The sequence below is a fragment of the Sphingomonas endolithica genome (genome assembly GCF_025231525.1).
GTDB classification, from domain to species: domain Bacteria; phylum Pseudomonadota; class Alphaproteobacteria; order Sphingomonadales; family Sphingomonadaceae; genus Sphingomonas; species Sphingomonas endolithica.
The window spans coordinates 948,979-972,372 of record NZ_CP103057.1 but is presented as its reverse complement, the minus strand read 5'-3'; the positions used below and the strand labels follow the sequence as shown (position 1 = coordinate 972,372).

General features: G+C 64.7%; 23 protein-coding genes. 22 read left to right on the top strand and 1 reads right to left on the bottom strand.

From position 1 onward, the window contains the following. Nucleotides 1-13 precede the first annotated feature (13 nt). From efp to NV382_RS04505, 22 genes are all read left to right on the top strand, one after another. A complete protein-coding gene (gene efp, locus NV382_RS04610; protein WP_260599351.1) occupies nt 14-577 on the top strand; it encodes an elongation factor P in 564 nt (187 codons plus the stop codon). 129 nt (nt 578-706) lie between these two features. Continuing rightward, on the top strand, nt 707-1,519 hold the full coding sequence (locus tag NV382_RS04605; RefSeq protein ID WP_260599350.1) for an inositol monophosphatase family protein: 813 nt from the start codon (nt 707-709) through the stop codon (nt 1,517-1,519). A gap of 199 nt (nt 1,520-1,718) precedes the next feature. Continuing rightward, entirely contained in the window at nt 1,719-2,093 is a 375-nt protein-coding gene (ndhC, locus tag NV382_RS04600) for an NADH-quinone oxidoreductase subunit A (RefSeq protein ID WP_260599349.1), read from the top strand. Nucleotides 2,094-2,098: 5 nt separating this feature from the next. Continuing rightward, a complete protein-coding gene (locus NV382_RS04595) occupies nt 2,099-2,674 on the top strand; it encodes a NuoB/complex I 20 kDa subunit family protein (protein ID WP_260599348.1) in 576 nt (191 codons plus the stop codon). After that, nucleotides 2,671-3,516 (top strand): NADH-quinone oxidoreductase subunit C, encoded by an 846-nt coding sequence (locus NV382_RS04590; protein ID WP_260599347.1) that lies wholly within the window; start codon nt 2,671-2,673, stop codon nt 3,514-3,516. The genes NV382_RS04595 and NV382_RS04590 overlap by 4 nt, the downstream gene beginning before the upstream one ends. Nucleotides 3,517-3,545: 29 nt before the next feature. After that, nucleotides 3,546-4,748, top strand: coding sequence for an NADH-quinone oxidoreductase subunit D (locus NV382_RS04585; protein WP_260600308.1), 1,203 nt, complete (start codon nt 3,546-3,548; stop codon nt 4,746-4,748). After that, the gene (locus NV382_RS04580; protein WP_260599346.1) at nt 4,748-5,416 is read left to right on the top strand and encodes a complex I 24 kDa subunit family protein; all 669 of its coding nucleotides are present in this window, start codon (nt 4,748-4,750) and stop codon (nt 5,414-5,416) included. Before NV382_RS04585 ends, NV382_RS04580 begins: the two co-directional genes overlap by 1 nt. Further along, the gene (locus NV382_RS04575) at nt 5,413-5,562 is read left to right on the top strand and encodes a hypothetical protein (RefSeq protein ID WP_260599345.1); all 150 of its coding nucleotides are present in this window, start codon (nt 5,413-5,415) and stop codon (nt 5,560-5,562) included. The genes NV382_RS04580 and NV382_RS04575 overlap by 4 nt, the downstream gene beginning before the upstream one ends. After that, nucleotides 5,563-6,867, top strand: a complete 1,305-nt coding sequence (gene nuoF / locus NV382_RS04570) for an NADH-quinone oxidoreductase subunit NuoF (RefSeq protein ID WP_260599344.1) — start codon at nt 5,563-5,565, stop codon at nt 6,865-6,867. Beyond that, nucleotides 6,864-7,094, top strand: a complete 231-nt coding sequence (locus NV382_RS04565) for a pre-mRNA-splicing factor SPF27 family protein (RefSeq protein ID WP_260599343.1) — start codon at nt 6,864-6,866, stop codon at nt 7,092-7,094. The genes nuoF and NV382_RS04565 overlap by 4 nt, the downstream gene beginning before the upstream one ends. A 1-nt stretch (nt 7,095) precedes the next feature. After that, a complete protein-coding gene (nuoG, locus tag NV382_RS04560; protein WP_260599342.1) occupies nt 7,096-9,099 on the top strand; it encodes an NADH-quinone oxidoreductase subunit NuoG in 2,004 nt (667 codons plus the stop codon). Continuing rightward, nucleotides 9,096-10,277, top strand: a complete 1,182-nt coding sequence (nuoH, locus tag NV382_RS04555; RefSeq protein ID WP_260599341.1) for an NADH-quinone oxidoreductase subunit NuoH — start codon at nt 9,096-9,098, stop codon at nt 10,275-10,277. Before nuoG ends, nuoH begins: the two co-directional genes overlap by 4 nt. Next, a complete protein-coding gene (gene nuoI / locus NV382_RS04550; RefSeq protein WP_260599340.1) occupies nt 10,274-10,759 on the top strand; it encodes an NADH-quinone oxidoreductase subunit NuoI in 486 nt (161 codons plus the stop codon). The genes nuoH and nuoI overlap by 4 nt, the downstream gene beginning before the upstream one ends. 33 nt (nt 10,760-10,792) lie before the next feature. Further along, the gene (locus tag NV382_RS04545) at nt 10,793-11,404 is read left to right on the top strand and encodes an NADH-quinone oxidoreductase subunit J (protein WP_260599339.1); all 612 of its coding nucleotides are present in this window, start codon (nt 10,793-10,795) and stop codon (nt 11,402-11,404) included. Continuing rightward, nucleotides 11,401-11,706 (top strand): NADH-quinone oxidoreductase subunit NuoK, encoded by a 306-nt coding sequence (gene nuoK / locus NV382_RS04540; protein ID WP_260599338.1) that lies wholly within the window; start codon nt 11,401-11,403, stop codon nt 11,704-11,706. The genes NV382_RS04545 and nuoK overlap by 4 nt, the downstream gene beginning before the upstream one ends. 4 nt (nt 11,707-11,710) lie before the next feature. Next, on the top strand, nt 11,711-13,825 hold the full coding sequence (gene nuoL / locus NV382_RS04535) for an NADH-quinone oxidoreductase subunit L (RefSeq protein WP_260599337.1): 2,115 nt from the start codon (nt 11,711-11,713) through the stop codon (nt 13,823-13,825). A gap of 11 nt (nt 13,826-13,836) precedes the next feature. After that, a complete protein-coding gene (locus NV382_RS04530; protein ID WP_260600307.1) occupies nt 13,837-15,363 on the top strand; it encodes an NADH-quinone oxidoreductase subunit M in 1,527 nt (508 codons plus the stop codon). Then, nucleotides 15,360-16,805, top strand: coding sequence for an NADH-quinone oxidoreductase subunit NuoN (nuoN, locus tag NV382_RS04525; protein ID WP_260599336.1), 1,446 nt, complete (start codon nt 15,360-15,362; stop codon nt 16,803-16,805). Before NV382_RS04530 ends, nuoN begins: the two co-directional genes overlap by 4 nt. Nucleotides 16,806-16,852: 47 nt before the next feature. Then, nucleotides 16,853-17,614 carry a biotin--[acetyl-CoA-carboxylase] ligase gene (locus tag NV382_RS04520; RefSeq protein ID WP_260599335.1) on the top strand — a complete coding sequence of 254 codons (762 nt, stop codon included), beginning with the start codon at nt 16,853-16,855 and terminating at the stop codon, nt 17,612-17,614. 153 nt (nt 17,615-17,767) lie between these two features. Further along, a complete protein-coding gene (locus NV382_RS04515) occupies nt 17,768-18,556 on the top strand; it encodes a type III pantothenate kinase (protein ID WP_260599334.1) in 789 nt (262 codons plus the stop codon). Nucleotides 18,557-18,759: 203 nt separating this feature from the next. Then, the gene (locus NV382_RS04510) at nt 18,760-20,340 is read left to right on the top strand and encodes a ribonuclease J (RefSeq protein WP_260600306.1); all 1,581 of its coding nucleotides are present in this window, start codon (nt 18,760-18,762) and stop codon (nt 20,338-20,340) included. A 9-nt stretch (nt 20,341-20,349) separates the two neighbouring features. After that, a complete protein-coding gene (locus NV382_RS04505; protein ID WP_260600305.1) occupies nt 20,350-20,619 on the top strand; it encodes a DUF1467 family protein in 270 nt (89 codons plus the stop codon). 156 nt (nt 20,620-20,775) lie between these two features. On the opposite strand, the gene NV382_RS04500 is transcribed toward NV382_RS04505, so the two are convergent. Then, a complete protein-coding gene (locus tag NV382_RS04500; RefSeq protein WP_260599333.1) occupies nt 20,776-23,004 on the bottom strand; it encodes a hypothetical protein in 2,229 nt (742 codons plus the stop codon). Nucleotides 23,005-23,394: the final 390 nt, after the last annotated feature.

Below are 23,394 nucleotides of genomic sequence, written 5' to 3'. Positions count from 1 at the left end.
CTACAGGTTTCCCATGAAGATCAATGCGGTCGAAATTCGTCCCGGCAATATCCTCGAATATGAAGGCGGCATCTGGAAGACCGTCAAGATCCAGCATACCCAGCCGGGCAAGGGCGGGGCCTATATGCAGGTCGAGATGAAGAACCTGATCGACGGGCGGAAGACCAACGTCCGTTTCCGCTCCGCCGAGAGCGTCGAGCGGGTGCGGCTGGATACGGTCGATTTCCAATATCTGTTCCGCGATGGCGATACGCTGACCTTCATGGACAAGCAGAATTACGAGCAGATCACGCTGGATGCCGGCATCCTGGGCGACGCTGCGGCGTTCCTGCAGGACGGCATGGATGTGGTGATGGAATTGTGGGAGGAGCGCCCGATCTCGGTGCAGCTGCCCGACACGATCGAGGCGCTGATCGTCGAGGCCGACGCGGTGGTGAAGGGGCAGACGGCGTCCTCCTCGTTCAAGCCGGCGATCCTGGAGAATGGCGTGCGCGTGATGGTGCCGCCGCATATCGGCGCGGGCACGCGGATCGTGGTCGATGTCTACGAGCAGACGTATGTAAAGCGGGCGGATTGATTTCCGCTCCTCTCCCGCTTGCGGGAGGGGTGGGGAGGGCTCGCGCTCTCTCCATAATATTGCCCGAGCTTTGGCCGGGAGCCCACCCCCGACCCCTCCCGCAAGCGGGAGGGGGGAAGAAGAAGAGTTATGGTTTCGCATTCCGGTTTGATGACGGTCATGGACCGCGCCGCGCGCAAGGCGGGGCCGCGGTTGCGGCGTGATTTCAACGAGGTGCAGCAGTTGCAGGTCAGCCGCAAAGGTCCGGCCGACTTCGTGTCGATGGCCGATCAGCGCGCCGAACAGACCCTGTTCGAGGAACTGAGCCACGGCCGCCCCGATTGGGGCTTCCTGATGGAAGAGCGCGGCGAAGTGGCGGGTGACCCGAGCAAGCCGCGCTTCATCGTCGATCCGCTGGATGGCACGTCGAACTTCCTGCACGGCATTCCCCATTTCGCGATCTCGATCGCGGTCGAGGAGACGCTCGCCAACGGCAAGCGCGAGGTGACCGCGGGGTTGGTGTACCAGCCGCTGACCGATGAAAGCTTCTGGGCGGAAAAGGGCAAGGGCGCCTGGGTGCAGTCGGAGCGGCTGCGCGTGTCTGCGCGGCGCGACATGGCCGATGCGCTGATCGCGACGGGCATTCCGTTCCTCGGTCATGGTGATTTCGGGCAATGGAGCCGGATTTTCGGGGCCGTGGCGCCGGAAGTGGCGGGGATCAGGCGCTTCGGTGCGGCGGCGCTCGATCTTGCCTGGGTGGCGGCCGGTCGCTTCGACGGCTTCTGGGAATCGGACCTGAAGCCGTGGGACGTGGCCGCGGGCATGTTGCTGGTCAAGGAAGCCGGCGGGTTCGTCAGCGACTATCGCGGCGGCGACCAGATGATCGCGCGCAAGGAAGTGCTGGCGGCGAACGACGTGCTGCAATCCAAGATGCACAAGCTGATTGCTGGGGCGCTGCGCTGAGCGACCGGCGGCATGGCAAAGCCCAGCCGTCGGTTGTTGCTCCGCTACGCTGGCCGGGTTTGCTACGCGAAATGGGGTTAGCCGCCGGCTGATCCGCACGGCATGCCGTTGCGAGTCATTCTCAAGGGCTCAAAGCCTTGCCCGTTCAAGGGCATGGGCCTAAAGCCGCGCCATCCCTCTTCGCACATGCGAGAAACCCTTGGTCGACCTGTCGCAATACCTCCCAATCCTGCTGTTCCTGGGCGTGGCCCTGGTGCTGTCGAGCGCGTTCGTGTTCCTGCCGATGCTCGTCGCGCGGCTGACCGGCGCGCATAAGCCGACGGCGGAAAAGCTCACTGAATATGAATGCGGCTTCCCGGCGTTCGAAGACAGCCGCAGCCAGTTCGACGTACGATTTTATCTTGTCGCCATCCTGTTCATCGTCTTCGATCTGGAAGCAGCATTCCTATATCCATGGGCAGTGAGCGTGTTCACGCTCGGCTGGACGGCATGGTTCTCGATGATGATCTTCATCGCCGAACTGGCGCTCGGCCTCGTCTATGCCTGGAAGAAGGGAGCGCTGGAATGGGAATGACCCCGATGAGCACTGGTCATTTGGGCGGTCATGCAGGCCCGGTCGAACTTGATCGCGCCGCGAGCGCCAGTTCGATCGTGCAGCCCGACCAGGCATTCTTCAGCGACCTGAACGGTGAACTGGGCGACAAGGGCTTCCTCGTCACCTCGACCGAAGAGCTGTTCCAATGGGCGCGTACCGGCTCGCTGTGGTGGATGACGTTCGGGCTGGCATGCTGCGCGGTCGAGATGATCCACGTCAACATGCCGCGCTACGATCTTGAGCGCTTCGGCGCTGCGCCGCGCGCGTCGCCGCGCCAGTCGGACGTGATGATCGTCGCCGGCACGCTGTGCAACAAGATGGCCCCGGCGTTGCGCAAGGTCTATGACCAGATGTCGGAGCCCAAATACGTGATCTCGATGGGCAGTTGCGCCAACGGCGGCGGCTATTACCATTACAGCTACAGCGTCGTGCGCGGTTGCGACCGTGTGGTGCCGGTCGACATCTACGTGCCGGGCTGCCCGCCAACTGCCGAGGCGTTGCTGTATGGCATCATGCAGTTGCAGCGGAAGATCCGTCGCGTCGGGACGATCGAACGGTGAGGGCGCCGGCACCGGCCTATGCCGCGAACGACGGCGTTATCGAGGCGGCCGAGCAGGTGCTCGGCGCAAGCGTGTTGTCCAGCCTGGAAGCCGTGAACGAGGTGTCCTTCACGGTCGATCGCGAGACGCTGGTCGAGACCTTGACCCTGCTGCGCGATACACCCGGACTCGAATATCAGCAGCTGATGGAAATCGCCGGAGTCGATTATCCCGAGCGGGCCGATCGCTTCGAAGTGGTGTATTGCCTGTTGTCGCTGACGCGCAATCATCGCATCCGCGTGCACGTGCAGACCGACGAGGAAAAGCCGGTGCCGTCGGTGACGGGGATCTGGCCGGTCGCCGGCTGGCTGGAGCGCGAAGTGTACGACATGTACGGCGTGCTGTTCTCGGGCAATCCCGACCTGCGCCGGATCCTGACCGACTATGGCTTCCGTGGGCATCCGCAGCGTAAGGACTTCCCGCTCTCCGGGTTTGTCGAGGTGCGGTACTCGGAAGAGGCCAAGCGCGTGGTATACGAACCGGTGAAGCTGGCGCAGGATTTCCGTACGTTCGACTTCCAGTCGCCCTGGGAAGGCGCCGAATATGTGTTGCCGGGTGACGAAAAGGCGGCCTTGCCCGAGGCCAAGGGTGCGCCGACACCCTTGAAGGCGGACGACATCGTCAAGGCGGACGCGGCGCAGAGCGCGGTCGCGCCGGCGCGGGCGCCGAGCGAGCCTTATGGCAAGACGGCCGAGGGGCGCGCCGAGACCGGCTCGGGCGACAAGGATGCCGGCAACAAGGCAGAAGACAAGCCTGCCGATCCCGACGTCAATCCGACGCCGGGCAAGGGACAAAACCAGTGAGCGATCATCTCGACGCGGTGGAGCGCCGCATGGATGCTGCCGACCCCAGTGTGGGCGACGTGGAGATCCAGAACTATACGATCAATTTCGGGCCGCAGCATCCGGCCGCGCACGGCGTGCTTCGCCTGGTGATGGAACTCGACGGCGAGTTGGTCGAGCGCGTCGACCCGCATGTCGGCCTGCTCCACCGCGGCACCGAGAAGCTGATCGAGTACAAGACGTACCTGCAGGCGTTGCCCTATTTCGACCGGCTCGATTACTGCTCGCCGATGTGCATGGAGCATACCTATGTGCTCGCAGTCGAGAAATTGCTCGACCTGGAAGTGCCGATCCGCGCGCAGTATCTGCGGGTGTTCTTCGCTGAATTGACTCGCATCATGAATCACATGCTGAACCTTGGGTCGCATGTGATGGATGTCGGCGCGATGACGCCGAACCTGTGGCTCTTCGAGCTGCGCGAAGACACGATGGGATTCTACGAGCGGGCATCGGGCGCGCGCATGCATGCGGCCTATTTCCGGCCGGGTGGCGTGCATCAGGACGTACCGCTGAAGCTGCTCACCGATATCGGCGATTGGCTCGACACGCGGCTGCCACGCCTGTTCGAGGATGCGATCAGCCTGGTGGCCGACAATCGCATCTTCAAGCAGCGCAACGTGGATATCGGCACGGTCAGCCGTGACGATGCGATCAAATGGGGCTTTTCGGGGCCGATGATTCGCGGCTCGGGCATTGCCTGGGATCTGCGCAAGTCGCAGCCGTACGACGTATATGCCAAGATGAACTTCGACGTGCCGGTCGGCACGAGCGGCGATTGCTATGATCGTTTCATGGTGCGCGTGGAGGAGGTCCGCCAGTCGGCGCGGATCATGAAGCAGTGCCTGAACGAGATGCCCGACGGGCCGATCTCCAGCCTGGATCGCAAGGTCGTGCCGCCCAAGCGTGGCGAGATGAAGCGATCGATGGAAGCGCTGATCCATCACTTCAAGCTGTACACCGAGGGCTTCCACGTGCCGGCGGGCGATGTCTATGTCGCGACCGAAAGCCCCAAGGGCGAGTTCGGCGTGTATTTGGTCGCTGACGGCAGCAACAAGCCGTACCGCTGCAAGATCCGGCCGACCGCGTTCAGCCATTTGCAGGCGATGGACTTCATGGCCAAGGGGCACATGCTGGCGGATACGACGGCGATCCTGGGCGCGATGGATATCGTTTTTGGTGAATGTGACCGATAATGGCTGAAGCACCTCAGATCCCCGACGAAGCCGAGACGCGCGCGCGCTGGGGCGCGTTTGCGTGGACGGAAGAGAACCAGAAGAAGGCGAACGAGATTCTCGGTCGCTATCCCAAGGGGCGCGAGCAATCCGCATCGTTGCCGCTGCTCGATCTGGCGCAGCGCCAGGTCGGTGCCGAGACGCAGACTCAAGGGTGGTTGCCGGTGCCGGTGATCGAATTCGTCGCGCGCACGATTGGCGTGCCCTATATGCGCGTGTACGAGGTGGTCAGCTTCTACACGATGTTCAACATGGCGCCGGTGGGACGGTATCACGTGCAGGTGTGCGGCACGACGCCGTGCATGCTGGCAGGCAGCGACGACGTGTTGGCGGCGTGCAAGAACAAGGGTCTGATCAAGGGCAAGACCACGCCCGACGGGCTGTTCACGCTGAGCGAGGTCGAGTGCCTCGGCACCTGCGCCAACGCGCCGATGGTGCAGATCAACGACGACAATTACGAAGACCTGGATTACGATCGGACCACGGCCGTGCTGGAGGCGCTGGCCGCCGGGCAGCCGGCAAAGCCGGGATCGACGATCGGCCGCAAGTCGAGCGAGCCGGCCGGTGGGCCTGTTGCGCTGAAGGCGATGGTCGATGAGAACCACGATTACCGGGGTGAGTGGGCATGAGTGCTCTGATCGCACTGATCATCGCGATCGTCGTCGTCGTGCTGGCGGTCAAGCTGGCTCTTGGCGTGCTGGGCATCGTTATCGGGCTGGCATTGGCTGTCGGCGCGTATTTCCTCGCTGAAAAGCTGATCGGACAGGGCAAGTAGATGCTCGCTGACAAGGATCGTATCTTCACCAACGTCTACGGGTTCCAGCCCTGGAACCTGCAGGCTGCCATGGCGCGTGGCGATTGGGACAACACCAAGGCGCTGATGGTGCTGGGGCAAGACGGCATCATCGACAAGGTGAAGGCGTCGGGCCTGCGCGGGCGCGGCGGCGCCGGCTTCCCGACCGGCATGAAGTGGAGCTTCATGCCCAAGGAGCCCAAGGCCGACCGTCCGAACTTCCTGGTGATCAATGCCGATGAATCCGAGCCGGGTTCGTGCAAGGATCGCGAGATCATCCGCCACGATCCGCACAAGCTGATCGAGGGCGCGCTGATCGCCGGGTTCGCGATGCGCGCGCGCGCCGCGTACATCTACATCCGCGGCGAATATATCCGCGAGGCCGAGACGTTGTTCGCGGCCGTAGCCGAGGCGTATGACGCCGGGCTGATCGGCAAGAATGCCTGCGGATCGGGCTATGATTTCGACGTGTTCGTCCATCGCGGCGCCGGCGCCTATATTTGCGGCGAAGAGACCGCGATGCTCGAGAGCCTCGAGGGCAAGAAGGGCCAGCCGCGGCTGAAGCCGCCATTCCCTGCCGGTGCCGGGCTGTATGGCTGCCCGACGACGGTGAACAACGTGGAGTCGATCGCGGTCGTGCCGACGATCCTGCGCCGGTCGCCGGAATGGTTTGCAAGCTTCGGGCGCGAGAAGAACGAAGGCACCAAGCTGTTCCAGATCAGCGGCCATGTGAACACGCCGTGCGTTGTGGAAGAGGCGATGAGCATCACCTTCCGCGAACTGATCGAAGTGCATTGCGGCGGTATTCGCGGCGGTTGGGACAATCTGCTGGCGGTGATCCCGGGCGGGTCTTCGGTGCCGCTGGTGCCGGCGGCCGAGATCATGGACGTGCCGATGGATTTCGATGGCCTCAAGGCCGTCGGGTCGGGGCTCGGCACCGCGGCGGTGATCGTGATGGACAAATCGACCGACATCGTGCGCGCGATCAGCCGGATCAGCTATTTCTACAAGCATGAGAGCTGCGGCCAGTGCACGCCGTGCCGCGAAGGCACCGGGTGGATGTGGCGCGTGATGGAGCGGATGCGCACGGGCGATGCCGACGTGTCGGAAATCGACATGCTGCAGCAGGTAACCAAGCAGGTCGAAGGCCATTCGATCTGCGCGCTGGGTGATGCCGCGGCGTGGCCGATCCAGGGGCTGATCAAGCATTTCCGCCCCGAGATGGAGCGGCGGATCATCGAGAAGAACGGTGGTGGGCTCAGCCCGATGATGGAGGCGGCGGAGTGACGGACGAACGCGCCGACATCATGCTGGAAATCCTGAAGAATATTCAGGCGGACGTTGCTGCGATCAAGAAAGAGCAGACATCGCAGGGAATCCGTTTGCTTGCACTTGAGGATCATATTCGTGGATTGATCGGTACGATCTACGGTATCCAGTCAGACGTTGCCGACCTCAAGATGCGCGTCGATCGGATCGAAAAGCGCCTCGGCCTAGCCGATACGGAACACTGATATGCCAAAAGTCAAAGTAGACGGCGTCGAGGTCGAAGTCCCGCAGGGCGCCACGGTGCTGCAGGCGTGCGAGATTGCCGGCAAGGAAATCCCGCGTTTCTGCTATCATGAGCGCCTCAGCATCGCGGGCAATTGCCGCATGTGCCTGGTCGAGGTGAAGCCCGGACCGCCAAAGCCGCAGGCGTCGTGCGCGCTGCCGGCGGCGGACAATCAGGAGATTTTCACCAACACGCCGATGGTGAAGAATGCCCGCGAGGGCATCATGGAATTCCTGCTGATCAACCATCCGCTGGATTGCCCGATCTGCGATCAGGGTGGCGAGTGCGACCTGCAGGATCAATCGCTCGCTTATGGCCGTGGCCAGTCGCGCTACGACGAGAACAAGCGTGCGGTGACCGAGAAATATATGGGGCCGATCGTCAAGACGGTTATGACGCGGTGCATTCAATGCACGCGCTGCATCCGTTTTGCCGAGGAAGTCGCCGGCGTCGAGGAAATCGGCGCGATCGGGCGCGGCGAGGACATGCAGATCACGTCCTACCTGGAAGGCGCGGTATCGAGCGAGCTGTCGGGCAACGTGGTCGATCTGTGCCCGGTGGGCGCGCTGACCAGCAAGCCGTATTCGTTCGAGGCACGGCCGTGGGAGCTGAAGAAGACGCTGTCGATCGACGTGATGGACGCGGTCGGCACCAACATCCGGCTCGACAGCCGTGGGCGCCAGGTGCTGCGCGCGCTCCCGGTGATCAACGAGGACGTCAACGAGGAATGGGCGTCCGACAAGACGCGGCATGCCGTCGACGGCCTGGTGCGCGGCCGGCTCGATCGCCCCTATGTGCGCGTGGACGGCAAGCTGCAGCCGGTGAGCTGGGACGAGGCGTTCCGCGCGATCGCTGCCGTCGATGCGGGCGATAGCGTTGCCGCGGTGCATGGCGACCTGGTCGACTGCGAGACGCTGTTCGCGGCCAAGGCGCTGCTGGCGTCGATGGGCTCGACGCTGATCGAGGGCCGGCAGACGGGCATGGACTATGATGCCTCGTCGCTGGCGGCAGTGAATTTCAACACGACCATCGCCGGCACCGAAGACGCTGACGTGATCCTGCTGGTCGGCACCAACCTGCGCTGGGAAGCGCCGCTGGTGAACACGCGGATCCGCAAGGCGATCAAGAAGGGGGCCAAGGTCTTCGCGATCGGGCCGGAGACGGACCTGACCTACAAGGTCGAGTGGCTGGGCGAGGAATTGTCGCTGTTGGGCGATCTGCCGCAGGCGGTGACGGACGCCTTTGGCGGCGCGAGCAAGCCGATGATGATCGTTGGCGGCGCGGCGCTGAAGGGCGGCCATGGCGCTGCGCTGGCGCTGGCCGGCACGCTGAACCTGGTACGTGACGGCTGGAACGGCTTCAATGTCGTGCACATGGCGGCCGCCCGGAACGGCGGTCTGATGCTCGGCTGGCACCAGAAGGGCGGCATTGCCGATCTGGTCGCGGCCAAGCCCAAGCTCGCGCTCTTCCTGGGCGCGGACGAAGTGGACTTCAGCAAGTTCGCGGAAAGCTTCAAGGTCTATATCGGCCATCATGGCGATGCCGGCGCGCGTGCCGCGGACGTCATCCTGCCCGGCGCCAGCTATGTCGAGAAATCGGGTACCTGGGTGAATCTGGAAGGGCGCGTGCAGCGAGGCGAGCGCGCGGTGTTCCCGCCGGGCGACGCGCGCGAGGATTGGACGATCCTGCGCGCGCTGTCCGCGGTGATCGGCAAGACGCTGTCGTTCGACACGATCGAGGAATTGCGCGCGGCGATGGCGGCGGACACGCCGGACCTGGCGACGCTGGGGCTTAAGACGTTCGCCTGGAACCCGCCGGCGCTGGAGGCGACGCCCTCGGGCCGGATCGAGGGGTATCCGATCGCCGATTTCTACCTGACCAATGCGATCTGCCGGGCGAGCCCGACGATGCAGCGCTGCTCGGCCGAACTCGTGCATGGCAACGACTATGCGGAGGCGGCGGAATGACCGCGTTTTTCCAGAACTCTGCCGGCATGTCGTTCGAATGGGCGTGGTTCACGGCCACGATCATCGGCATCCTCGTCATCGCGCTGCCGCTGATGCTGGCCGTCGCCATGATCATCTATGCCGATCGCAAGATCTGGGCGGCGATGGCGCTGCGCCGCGGACCAAACGTGGTGGGGCCGTTCGGCCTGCTGCAGTCGTTCGCCGACGGCCTGAAGGTGTTCCTGCAGGAAACCATCGTGCCGACCGCGGCGAACAAGGGCCTGTTCCTGATCGCGCCGATCATCACCTTCACGGTCGCGCTGATCGTGTGGGCGGTGGTGCCGTTCCAGCTGGGCGTGGTGCTGGCCGACATCAATGTCGGGCTGCTCTACGTGCTCGCGGCGTCGTCGCTCGGGGTATACGGGATCATCCTGGCGGGCTGGTCGTCCAACTCCAAATATCCGTTCTTCTCGGCGATCCGTGCCGCGGCGCAAATGGTCAGCTACGAAGTCGCGATCGGCTTCATCCTGATCTCGATCGTGATGTGGTCGGGCAGCTTCAACCTGTCGAACATCGTGATGGCGCAGAAGGGGCTGTACGGCTTCATCAACGGCTTCGCCTTCAACCCCCTGCTGTTCCCGATGGCGGTGATGTTCTTCATCTCGTCGCTGGCCGAGACGCAGCGCGCGCCGTTCGATCTGACCGAGGCGGAGAGCGAACTCGTCGCCGGGTATCAGACCGAATATTCGTCGATGAGCTTCGCCCTCTACTGGCTCGGCGAATATGCCAACGTGCTGCTGATGTGCACGCTGAACGCGACCTTGTTCTGGGGCGGGTACCTGCCGCCGTTCGACTGGGCGCCGCTGTACTGGGTACCGGGCATCATCTGGCTGTTCGCCAAGATCCTGTTCTTCTTCTTCCTGTTCAGCTGGGTGAAGGCGACCGTGCCGCGCTATCGCTATGACCAGCTGATGCGGCTGGGCTGGAAGGTGTTCCTGCCGCTGTCGCTGTTCTGGGTGTTCCTGGTGTCGGGCTTCCTGATGCTGACGCGCGTGGGCACCGATTGCGATGCGCCGGACCGCGTGTATCTGAAGCAATACGGCACGCAGAGCGGCTTCTACCAGGCGCAGCGTCCGCGTTACCCGACCGACGGCGTGTGCCGTGACAAGGTCGTCACCCCATCGGAGAAGCGCCCGTGAGCGTCGCTCAATATATCAAGGCTTTCACCCTGTGGGAGTTCCTCAAGGCGCATGCGCTGACCTTGCGGTATTTCTTCAAGGCCAAGGCGACGATCAATTATCCGTTCGAGAAGAACCCGCTGTCGCCGCGCTTCCGCGGCGAGCATGTGCTGCGGCGCTATCCCAACGGTGAAGAGCGGTGCATCGCGTGCAAGCTGTGCGAGGCGGTGTGCCCGGCGCTGGCGATCACGATCGAGGCCGAGCCGCGCGACGACGGCAGCCGCCGCACGACGCGCTACGATATCGACATGACCAAGTGCATCTATTGCGGGCTGTGTCAGGAAGCGTGCCCGGTCGACGCGATCGTCGAGGGGCCGAACCTGGAATTCGCGACCGAGACGCGCGAGGAACTGATCTACGACAAGGCGAAGTTGCTGGATAACGGCGATCGCTGGGAGCGCGCGATCGCCGCGAACCTTGCCGCCGATGCACCGTACCGTTAAGCGCGCGACATCTTTTAGGGGCATCCTGATTCCGTGATCCAAGCCATAGCCTTTTACCTGTTCGCGATCATGGTGATCGTATCGGGCGCGTTGACGATCACGTCGCGCAACCCGGTGCATGCCGTGCTGTGGCTGATCCTGGCGTTCTTCAACGCCGCCGGCCTGATGGTGCTGGTGGGCGCGGAGTTCATCGCGATGCTGCTCGTCATCGTCTATGTGGGCGCGGTCGCAGTGCTGTTCCTGTTCGTGGTGATGATGCTCAACATCGACTTCGACGAGCTGCGCGCCGGGTTTGCGCGCTATGCCGCGATCGGCGTGCTGCTGGCAGTGGCGCTGGCGGCGGAGATCATGGTGGCGTTCGGCGCGTGGAGCGCCGGCGGCGTGGCACTCGGCCGGCGCGCGGCGCCGATCGATGCGGGAGTGCCGAACATCGAGGCGATCGGGCAATTGCTCTACACGCGTTACCTGTTCGTGTTCGAGGGTGCCGGGCTGGTGCTGCTGGTGGCGATGATCGGCGCGATCGTGCTGACGCATCGCGAGCGCGGCGGCGTGCGGGCGCAGAACATCTCGAAGCAGATCGCACGGCGGCCGCAGGACGCGACGCGCAACACGCAGCCCACAGTTGGGCAGGGGATCGAATTGTGATTGGCCTCACGCACTATTTGGTCGTGGCGGCCGTGCTCTTTGCGCTCGGCGTGATGGGCATCATCGCCAACCGTAAGAATCTGATCGTGCTGCTGATGTCGATCGAGTTGATCCTGCTGGCGGTGAACCTGAACTTCGTCGCCTTTTCCAGCTACCTGGGTGATCTGGTGGGGCAGGTGTTCGCGATGTTCGTGTTGACCGTGGCGGCCGGCGAGGCGGCGATCGGCCTGGCCATCCTGGTGATCTATTTCCGCGGGCGCGGGACGATTTCGGTCGACGACGTCAACCGGATGAAGGGGTGATTTGGTGATCCTCCTTATCGTATTCCTGCCGCTGCTCGCGGCCATCGTTGCCGGGTTTGGCAATCGCACGATCGGCAACGGTCCGGCGAAGATCGTGACCACCGCGGCACTGTTCGTGTCGGCAGCACTCAGCTGGCCGGTGTTCTTCAGCTATCTCGGCGGCAGCGCCGCACCCGTCGTGGTGCCGGTGCTGCACTTCATCCATTCCGGCGCGATGGACGTGTCCTGGGCGTTGCGGGTGGATTCGCTGACCGCGGTGATGCTGGTCGTGATCACGTCCGTCTCGGCGCTCGTCCACCTGTATAGCTGGGGCTATATGGCCGAGGACGACAGCCAGCCGCGCTTCTTCGCCTATCTGTCGCTGTTCACCTTTGCGATGCTGATGCTGGTGACGGCCAACAATTTGGTGCAGATGTTCTTCGGCTGGGAAGGCGTGGGCCTTGCCTCGTACCTGCTGATCGGATTCTGGTTCCGCAAGCCATCTGCCAACGCCGCCGCGATCAAGGCGTTCGTCGTCAACCGCGTCGGCGATCTCGGCTTCATGCTCGGTATCTTCGGCACGTTCTTGGTGTTCGGCACGGTCTCCATTCCGGAGATCTTGGCCGCGGCGCCGGGCATGGCGGGTTCGACGATCGGCTTCCTCGGCTACCGGCTCGATACGATGACGGTGTTGTGCCTGCTGCTGTTCGTCGGCGCAATGGGCAAGTCGGCGCAGCTCGGCCTGCACACCTGGCTGCCCGACGCCATGGAAGGCCCGACCCCGGTGTCGGCGCTGATCCATGCCGCGACGATGGTGACGGCGGGCGTGTTCATGGTGTGCCGCCTGTCGCCGATGTTCGAGACGTCGCCGGTGGCGCTCGGCGTAGTGACGACGATCGGTGCGGCGACGTGCCTGTTCGCCGCGACGGTCGGCCTGGTGCAGACCGACATCAAGCGCGTGATCGCCTATTCGACCTGCTCGCAGCTCGGCTACATGTTCTTCGCGGCCGGCATCGGCGCGTATGGCGCGGCGATGTTCCACCTGTTCACGCACGCCTTCTTCAAGGCGTTGCTGTTCCTCGGCGCTGGTTCGGTGATCCATGCGATGCATCACGAGCAGGACATGCGATATTATGGCGGCCTGCGTAAAAGCATCCCGATCACCTTCTGGGCGATGATGATGGGCACGCTGGCAATTACCGGTGTCGGCCTGCCCGGCGTGTTCGGCAATCCGCTGGCGATCGGCTTTGCCGGCTTCCATTCCAAGGACGGCATTATCGAGGCGGCCTGGGCCGCCGGCCAGCCGGGCGTGTGGTTCGTCGGCGTGCTCGTCGCATTGCTGACCAGCTTCTATTCGTGGCGCCTGATGTTCCTGACCTTCTACGGCGCACCGCGCTGGGCGCAGTCGGAGCATATCCAGCACGCGATCCATGATGCGCATGGGGCTAACGCGCATGGCCACGATACCCAGGGTCACGACGTGCATCATCACGACAGCGACGATCAGGCGATCGAGGACACCACCGCGCATCCGCACACGCACGATGCCGACGCACATGATCTGCCGGAAGGGACGGGGGGCTATCACCCGCACGAGAGCCCGTTGCCGATGCTGATCCCGTTGATCCTGCTGTCGATCGGCGCGATCGCCGCCGGCTTCGCGTTCCACGGCTTCTTCATCGAGCCCGAGGCGGGTGAGCGTTTCTGGAAGGGGTCGATCGCGTTCCGCGAGCATTTGATGCACGAAATGCATGGCGTGCCGACGATCATCAAGCTGTCGGCGACGATCGCGATGCTGCTTGGCCTGTTCACCGCCTGGACCGCCTATATCCGCGATCCGAAAATGCCCGCCGCCGTGGCTGGCCACTTCCGGGTGCTGTACGATTTCCTGCTGCACAAATGGTATTTCGACGAATTGTACGACCTGCTGTTCGTGCGTCCTGCCTTTGCGATCGGGCGGCTGTTCTGGCACCGGGGCGACGAGAAGACGATCGACCGGTTCGGGCCCAACGGCTCGGCCTGGCTGGTGCAGCAGGGCACGCGCGTCACCGCGCGGGTCCAGACGGGATACCTCTATAGTTATGCGTTCGTGATGCTGATCGGCCTGACCGCCGCGATTACCTGGGCGATTTCCCAATGACTGGTGGGATTGTGAGCGGCTTCCCGATCCTGAGCGTCATGCTGGCGATACCGGCGCTGGCGGCGATTGCGTGCCTGTTCGTGAATGCGAGCACCGCGCGGTGGATCGCGCTTGCCGCGACATTGGTCGACTTCGTGCTCGGCATCGGGCTGTGGGCGCAATACGACATTGGCGGCGCGCAGTGGCAGTTCGTCGAGAATGGCGGCTCGCTTGGCGTGTTCGACTGGAAGCTCGGTATCGACGGCATGGCGCTGATGCTGATCATGCTGAGCGTGTTTCTGATGCCGATCTGCATCGGGGCGAGCTGGAGCGCGATCACCAAGCGGGTGCCCGAATATATGGCGGCGTTCCTGGTCACCGAGACGCTGATGATCGGCACGTTCGCGGCGCAGGACCTGTTCCTGTTCTACATCTTCTTCGAGGCCGGCCTGATCCCGATGTACCTGATCATCGGCATCTGGGGCGGCGCGAACCGGATCTACGCGTCGTACAAATTCTTCCTCTACACATTGCTCGGATCGGTGCTGATGCTGGTCGCGATGCTGTGGATGACGAATGCCGCAGGCACCAGCGACATCCCGACACTGATGCGCACCGACTTCCCGGCCCATGCGCAGACCTGGTTGTGGCTGGCCTTCTTCGCCTCCTTTGCGGTCAAGATGCCGATGTGGCCGGTGCATACCTGGCTGCCCGATGCGCACGTGCAGGCGCCGACGGCGGGCTCGGTGATCCTGGCGGGCGTGCTGCTGAAGCTCGGCGGCTACGGCTTCCTGCGTTTCTCGCTGCCGATGTTCCCGGAAGCGTCCGGGCAGCTGACCTGGCTGATCTTCGGGCTTTCGGCGATTGCGGTGATCTACACCTCGCTGGTGGCGCTGGTGCAGTCCGACATGAAGAAGCTGATCGCCTATTCCTCGGTCGCGCACATGGCGATCGTGACGATCGGCCTGTTCGCCTTCAACCAGCAGGGCATCGAAGGCGCGATGATGATGATGCTGAGCCATGGCCTGGTGTCGGGCGCGTTGTTCCTGTGCGTCGGCGTGATCTACGATCGGCTGCACACGCGCGAGATCGACCGTTACGGCGGGCTGGCGATCAACATGCCGCGCTACGCCTTGTTCTTCCTGCTGTTCACCATGGCATCGATCGGGCTGCCGGGGACCAGCGGGTTCGTCGCCGAGTTCCTCGCGCTGATGGGCACGTATCAGGTATCGACCTGGACGGCGCTGCTCTGCACCACGAGCATCATCCTGGGCGCGGCGTACATGCTGTATCTGTACCGGCGCGTGGTGTTCGGCGAGCTGACTAAGGACGACGTGCGCGGGATGACCGATCTGTCCGGCCGCGAACTCGCGCTGCTGGCACCGATCGCCGCGGTCGTGTTGTGGATGGGCGTCTATCCCGAGAGCTTCATGGCGCCGATGCGCCGCGACGTGACCATGTTGGTCGCCCGCGTCGATCGCGCCGCACCGCCAAGCGATTCCACTCCGACCAAGGGTAAGGCTCCGGCACCCGCCGCGCATACCGGGGGCCACGAATGACCATTTCCGCCAATCTGTTGATGACGCTGCCCGAGATCGTTCTCTCGCTCGGCGCGCTGGCGTTGATGCTGGTATCCGCCTGGGGCGGGCAGGCGGTGACGCGTGCCGTGTCATGGGCGAGCGTCGCGGTGCTGGCCGGTGCTGCCATCGCGCTGATCGGCCCGGCTGGTAACGGGGGCGAAGCGTTCGACGGGCTGTACCGTGCCGATGGCTTCGGCACCTTCTGCAAGCTGCTGATCTATGGTGCATGCGCGGTCGGGGTCCTGATGGCGCCGCGCTTCTTCGCGCGGACCGCGGGCGATGATCTGCGCCCCGAATATCCGGTGCTGATCCTGTTGTCGGCGGCGGGCATGGGGATGATGGCGTCCGCCACCGACCTGCTGCCGCTGTATGTCGGGCTCGAGCTGCAGAGCCTCGCGGCCTATGTGCTGGCGAGCTTCATGCGGCGCGATGCACGCTCGGCCGAGGCGGGCCTTAAATATTTCGTGCTTGGCGCGCTGGCGAGCGGCATCCTGCTCTACGGTATTTCGCTCGTTTATGGTTTCAGCGGCACGACGGTGTTCGATGGTATCGCCACCGCGTATGGCGCCGGCCATTCGCTCGGGCTCACCTTCGGGCTGGTGTTCGTGTTCGCCGGCATCGCGTTCAAGATCGCCGCAGTGCCGTTCCACATGTGGACCCCGGACGTGTACGAAGGCGCGCCGACGCCGGTGACGGCCTTGTTCGCCAGCGCGCAGAAGGTGGCGGCGATGGCCATCGCGGTGCGCGTTGCGATCGTGGCAATGGGCCCGGCTACCGATCAGTGGCGCCAAATCGTGATCTTCTCGGCGCTGGCATCGATCATCCTGGGGGCGGTCGCCGCGATCGGGCAGGGCAACATCAAGCGACTGCTGGCCTATTCGTCGATCAACAATGTCGGTTTCGTGCTGATCGGCCTGGCCGCCGGTACGCAGGCCGGTGTCGCCGCGGTATTGTTCTACCTCACCGTCTACGTCGTGATGACGCTGGGCAGCTTCCTGGTGGTGTTGCAGATGCGCGATGCCGATGGGCAGCCGGTCGAGACGATCGCCAGCCTGTCCGGCCTGTCGCAGACGCGGCCGATGCTGGCACTGGCGCTGGCGATCTTCATGTTCTCGCTCGCCGGCATCCCGCCGCTGCTCGGCTTCAATGCCAAGCTGGCGGTGTTCCAGGCAGCAGTGCAGGCAGGGCTCTATCCGCTGGCAATCGCGGGCTTCGTCGCCTCGGTGATCGGTGCCTATTATTATCTGCGCGTCGTGAAGGTGATGTATTTCGACGATCCGGCACCAGAGTTCGCGAAGAACGACAGCCCGGTCGAGGGCGGGCTGATCGCCGCCGCGGCGGTGTTCGTATCGCCGATCGGCTGGGTGCTGCTCGCGCCGCTCGGCGTGCTGACGCTGAACGCCGCACGGTCGCTGTTCTGAGTCAGGCGATCCGTACCGTCGCGGAGACGGGCTCGACCAACGCCGACATGCTGGAGCTTGCGCGAAGCGGTGCGGCCGAGGGGCTGTGGCTGCGCGCCGAGCGGCAGGTGAGCGGACGCGGCCGGCAGGGCCGGGCGTGGGTGTCGCCGGTGGGCAATCTGTCGGCGAGCACGCTGGTGCGGCTGCGGGGGACCGATCCGGCGGCGGCGACGCTGGCGCTGGTTGCGGCCGTGGCGCTGGAGGAGGTAGTGTCGGTCTACCTGTTCCCCGGCGAAGGCCGGGGCCCAGGTGTGGAACGTACATTGGCTGGACGCAGCGCTTTGTCATCGCCGACATCTCGACTGGACCCCGGCCTTCGCCGGGGAAGTGCCGCGGCGGCAATGCTCAAATGGCCTAACGATCTGCTGATCGACGGGGCCAAGGTATCGGGGATCCTGCTCGAGCGCGCGGATGATGCGGTGGTGATCGGCATCGGCGTCAATCTCGCGCATCACCCGGACGATCTCGACCGGCCGACCACCAGCCTCGCGGCGCATGGCGCGTCGCCCGAGCCGGCGGACTTCCTCGACACGCTGGCGGCCGCCTTTGCGCACTGGCTGTCGCGCTGGCGCAGTGAAGGGCTGGCGCCGATGCGCGCGCGCTGGCTGGAGCGGGCGCATCCGCCGGGAACCGCGCTCAGCGCGTCATTGCCGGACGGCAGTGCGGTGGAAGGCCTGTTTGAAGGGCTGGATGCCGACGGGGCGCTGATCCTGCGCTTGGCGGATGGCGACCGCCGTGTCATTCACGCCGGCGATGTATTCCTGATATGACTCCCTTCTCCGTTCTTTTCGAGCGTAGTCGAGCAACCGGCCCGGAGTGCCAAGCCAGCGTGTCTCGACGTCAGCACGTGCTGACGTTTATCCCGAGCGGCTGCCTTGGCAGGCAGTCGAGGGGCTCGACACGAACGGAGAGGATCTAGTGCCATGTTGCTCGCCATCGATGCCGGCAATACCAATGTCGTGTTCGCGCTGGTCGATACCGGCGTCGGCGGCGGTGCGATCAAGGCGCGCTGGCGGATCGCCACCGATCCGCGTCGCACGGCGGACGAATACGCGGTTTGGCTGAGCCAGTTGCTCAGTCTCGAAGGCTATGACCGCACGGCCGTGACCGGCGTGATCATCGCCACCGTGGTGCCGCGCGCGCTGCACAATCTGCAGACGCTGGCGCGGAAATATTTCGGCGGCGAGCCGCTGATCGCCGGCGAGCCGCCGGTCGAATGGGGCATGGCGCTGGACGTCGATGAGCCCAAGTCGGTCGGCGCGGATCGTGCAGTGACGATGATCGCGGCGCACAAGCTGCACGCCGGCGACCTGATCGTGATCGATTTCGGCACTGCAACGACGTTCGACCTGGTCGATTATTCCGGCGCCTATAAAGGCGGGATCATCGCGCCGGGGATCAACCTCTCGCTCGATGCGCTGGTCACCGCCGCCGCCAAGCTGCCGCGGATCGCGATCGAAGCACCGACCAGCACCAGCGTGATCGGGCGCGATACGGTCAGCCAGATGCATATCGGCATCTATTGGGGCTATGTCGCGATGATCGAGGGGCTGGTCGCGCGCATGAAGATAGAGGTCGGGCGGCCGGTGAAAGTGATCGCGACCGGCGGCCTGGCCACCCTGTTCGAGAAGCAAACGCGCGTTTTCGACGTGATCGAAGGCGATCTGACCATTCAGGGGCTGGCGATGTTGTGGGATCGCGCCCATATATAGCGTTCAAGAGTTTCGAGTGCGCGCCCGCCGATCCTTCGGCCGTGGCGCCCCGCTCTTCCTCAACGAGATCATTCGCGCCTGACGGCGCACCCTTATGCCGCCCGCCCGATAGGCTCGCGGCCGACTTACGAAGAAAGACCTACGTGACCAAACCAAAGAACGAACTGCTCTATGTAGCCCTTGGCGGCTCCGGCGAGATCGGCATGAACGTCAACCTGTACGGCTGTAACGGCAAGTGGGTGATGGTCGATTGCGGCGTGACCTTCGCCGATCCGCAATATCCCGGCATCGACCTGATCCTGCCGGACCTCAGCTTCATCGAGGAACGGCTCGGCGATCTCGTCGGCATCGTGCTGACGCATGGCCATGAGGATCATATCGGCGCGCTGCCGTACCTCGCCGAGGATCTCGGCGTGCCGCTCTATGCCACGCCGTTCACGGCCGGCCTGATCCGCGGCAAGCTGGAGGAAGAAGGCAATGCCGCGCGCGTCAAGCTGAAGACGATTCCCGTCGGCGAGGGCTTCGACCTCGGGCCGTTCCACTTCACCTTCGTGCCGATGGCGCATTCGATCCCCGAGCCCAACGCGCTGCTGATCGACACGCCGTACGGCCGGATCTTCCACACCGGTGACTGGAAGCTGGATGCCGCCCCGGTGATCGGCAATCCCGCGACCCCCGAGCAGCTCTCGGCGATCGGCGATGCGGGCGTGCTCGCCTTGGTGTGCGATTCGACCAACGTCTTCAACATGGAGGCATCGGGTTCCGAGAGCGACGTGCGCATCGGGCTGATGGACACGATCAGCAAGGCCAAGGGCCGTGTGATGGTCACGTCGTTCGCGTCGAACGCGTCGCGCCTGCATACGCTGGGCGAAGTGGCGCGCGAGACCGGGCGCCAGCTGTGTGTCGCCGGGCGTTCGCTCGACCGGATCATCAAGGTTGCGCGCGCAACGGGCTATCTTAAGGACTTCCCCGAGCTGATCGCGCCCGAGGCGGCGATGCGGCTGCCGGCGAACAAGCTGCTGGTCATCGCGACCGGCGGGCAGGGCGAGGAACGCGCCGCGCTCGGCCGCGTCGCGGCGGGGTCGCACCCGATCTCGCTAGAGACCGGCGACATGGTGGTCTTCTCGTCCAAGCAGATCCCGGGCAACGAGGTTGCGATCGGGCTGATCCAGAACAAGCTGGCGGCCAAGGGCGTGCTGATGGTCACAGATCGCCAGGCGCATGTCCACGTCTCGGGCCATCCGGGCCGACCGGAGCTGGCGCAGATGTATCGCTGGATGCGGCCTGACGTGCTGATCCCGGTGCATGGCGAGATGCGGCATCTGATGGAGCAGGCACGCTTCGGCCTGTCCGAAGGCATTCCGCGCGCGCTGGTGCAGACCAATGGCGATATCGTGCGACTGGCGCCGGGCGATCCGGTGAAGATCGGCCACGCCCAGCATGGCCGTCTGGTGCTTGACGGCGATGTGATCCTGCCCGGTGATGGCGGGACGATCAACGAGCGCCGCAAGCTGGCGGTCAACGGCCAGATCTCGGTCGCCGTGGCGATCGACAAGGGCGGGCGCATGCTCGGCCAGCCGCAGGTGCGGTTGCAGGGCGTGCCGGTCGAGGAAGATCGCGATCCGTTCATTGCGGAAGTGACCGACTCGCTGGTGCAGGCGACCCGGCAGGGCGGCCGCGACCGTGCCAAGCTGCGCGAGGCGCTGCGTCTTTCCGTGCGCAAGGTGGCGACACGCTGGACCGGCAAGAAGCCGATCGTCGACGTGCTGCTGATCGAGGCCTGACGCTCCATGATGAAATGGACCTCGGCACTGGCGATCTACATCCTGTTCTGGTCGTTTTCGGTGTTCCTGGTCCTGCCGTTCGGCGTCCGCACCTCCGACGAGGCGGGCGCCGAACGTGTGCCGGGGCAGGCGGATAGCGCCCCGCACGAATTCAACGCGGGGCGCATCGCGCTGCGCGTGACGATCGTCGCGACGGTCCTGTTCGTGCTGTTCCAGCTGAATTATTATTATGGCTGGATCACGCCGCAAATCGTCGATCGGATCCTGCCGGCGGTTTAGCATGGGGATATCTTGGGCGCCCCATCACCGTTCGTGCTGAGCTTGTCGAAGCACGTGATACAAGCGCGGACGCCCGTAACACGCCCTTCGACGAGCTCAGGACGAACGGTCGATTGGTGATGGCGCGCCCACGCTATTGCTCCAGGCTGGAAAGCCTCAGGTCCGCAGCCGCTCGATCGCCTGGGCCAGTGCGACATACAGCTTGCCCATGTCGGACGACAGCAGCGTCACGCCAAGCGGGGAGCCGTCGCGTTGCGCCAGGATCGCGCGGAGCATGGCTTCGAAATCGTGGATGTAGCGGTTGACCTGCTCGCGGAACGCCGTGTCCTCGTCGTACAGGCGAACGATCTCGCGGGCGTCGCCGGCATCCAGCAGCCGCACGGCGCGGCGGGTGAAGACGCCGCGATCGCCCTTCAGATAGGCGGCCCAGGCACTGTCGGTGACGTCGGCGGAGAAGGCCTTGCTGATGTCGATCGATGCCGAGTTGAGCGACTCGATCAGCAGCGAGACGCGGCGGGCGAAATTGTCCTGATCGTCCTTTTCGCGCTCGACCCGGGCATCCTCGATGCGGCTTTCGACGATCGCCGTGGCATCGGCGATCGCCTGCATCTGGTGCGTCAGGCGATCCGATGCACGGCCCGCAGCCGTGGCGGCGGCGTCGGCCGCTTCGCCGATCGCGGCGATCTGCCGCTGCAGCGCCGTGCCCGAGGCGCGTTGCAGCGCGGCGGTCGAGGCTTGTTCGAGCGCCGCCGCTGCCTCGGGAATGACGCTGGCCAGTGTCTCGCGCGCGCGGTCGGCGGCAGTGCTCGCCGTGTCGCGCACGCGCAACAGCGCCTCGACCAGGCGCGGCGCGGCTTCCTCGGCGAAGCGGTGCGTGCGATCGATCGTCTCGTCGACCATGTGACCGAGCTCATCCGCCTTGACGCGGCCGTCGTTCAGCGTCTGCAGCAGCGTGCCGGAGAGCTTGTCGAGCGTCGCGCGCTGCCCGGAAATGACCTGCGCGATCGCCTCGATCGCGTCGTGCGTGCTTTCGGCCGCAGTGACGAGTGCCAGCAATTCGGGCTTGGCGTCGGCCACGACGCGGCGGCTGCCGAGCATGCGATCATCGAGCCGCGCGAGCGCGTCCGGCAAGGTTTCGTCGATCTCGCGCGCGGCCGCATCCAGCGCGAGGAGCAGGTGTTCGGTGGTGTCGATCGCGCCGCGCGCCATGACGTCGCCGGTTTTCAACGCCTCGGTCATCGCATTGGCCGAACCCCCCAGCGCGCTGATCGAGGCGGCGAGATCCTGCGTGCGGTCGACACCTTGCGCATGCAGCGCATCGAGCCGACCCGCGACGTGCGTGATCCCGCTGTCCAGTTCGTGGATGATCGTGTCGCTGGCGCTGCGCTGGTCGCCCAGGCGATCGGCAATGCGGTCGATCAGCGCATCGATCGCGGCGACACGGGCGGCAAGCGCCTCGGCACTGTCGCGCGCCGTGTGGTCCAAAGCGGCCTGGTTGGTGGCGAGCATCGCCAGCATGGCATCGCCCTGTTGGGCGATCCCCTGCCGCGCTGCATCGACCGCCCTGGTGGCGCGACCGAGCACGCCGTCTACCGTGTCCGACATCTCGCTGGTGATCAGTTCGAGCCGCTCACCGGCATGCTCGCCCGTCTCTTTCATGCGCACGATATGCGCCGCCAGGCGCGATGCTGCCCCGTTGGCCAGCGCATCGGCATCGCGCCCGCGATCGGCCAGCGCGCCGACCTGTACGCCGAGCGCCCCGGCGTGGCTGGCCGCTGCCGCCGCGATGTCGCCCAGCGACCGTGCCAGCGTATCGGCGTCATGCTGCGCGCGCGGCAAGGCGGCCATCAGCGTGTCGAGTTGCGCGTGTGTCCGCTCCGCGGCATCGGCCAATGTGCGGGCATGGGCGTCGGCGGCGGCGACTTCGCCCATCATGCCGGTGCCGATCGTCGCCAGCTTGGCCGCCGCGCTGTCGCCCATGGCGATGAGCGTGTCGGTTTGTTCGGCGAGCTTGGCGCGGTTGGCATCGATGGCATGCGACAGCACCGCGACGGTGCGTTCCAGCGCCAGGGCGTGGCCGCGCATCGCCTGGGACGTCTCGCCGAAGCGACGGGCCTCGGCCCGGCTGCTCCGCAGCAACAGCAGCAGCACGATGCCGATCAGCGCCGGGGGCACGCACAAGGCAGCGACGAAGCTGGTGACCTCCAGCGGCGTCAGTCCCGTCAGGTCCGGCCAGGCCAGCGCCACCATGCCGATAATCCACGCGGCCGAGAGCAGACCGCCCAATGCCGGCATCAGCCATTCGCGCCGAACGCGCAGCTCCTCATATTCGGCTTCATAGACCGGTTCGTAGGACCGGTGACCAAGGGCAACGTCTTCTAGCAACCGTTCATCCCTCGCCGCTGCGCCATGAGCGGGCCTGATAGCGATGATGCGCGAACCCCCGTTCATCGGCGCGGTTTATCATGAAACCACGGTTAGGGAAACGAATAGGTCTGGGCGCCACCACCAGACGCAGGGCCGCCACTCCGACATGTTCGGCAACTATCCCTTTCAGACATGGTTGGTCATCCCCGCGAAGGCGGGGATCCATAGTGGCGGTCTTAGCGACTGAATGCAGACGTTTGAGTATATGGATCCCCGCCTGCGCGGGGATGACGTATGGTGCAGGTTCGCGCCGTACGATCACCGAACTGGTCCGGGGTGACGGGCCGGTTCGGCGCGGGCGTCGCGCCCAAGAGATCGCCCGTTGAAACCTTGTTAAGGATCGCGTCG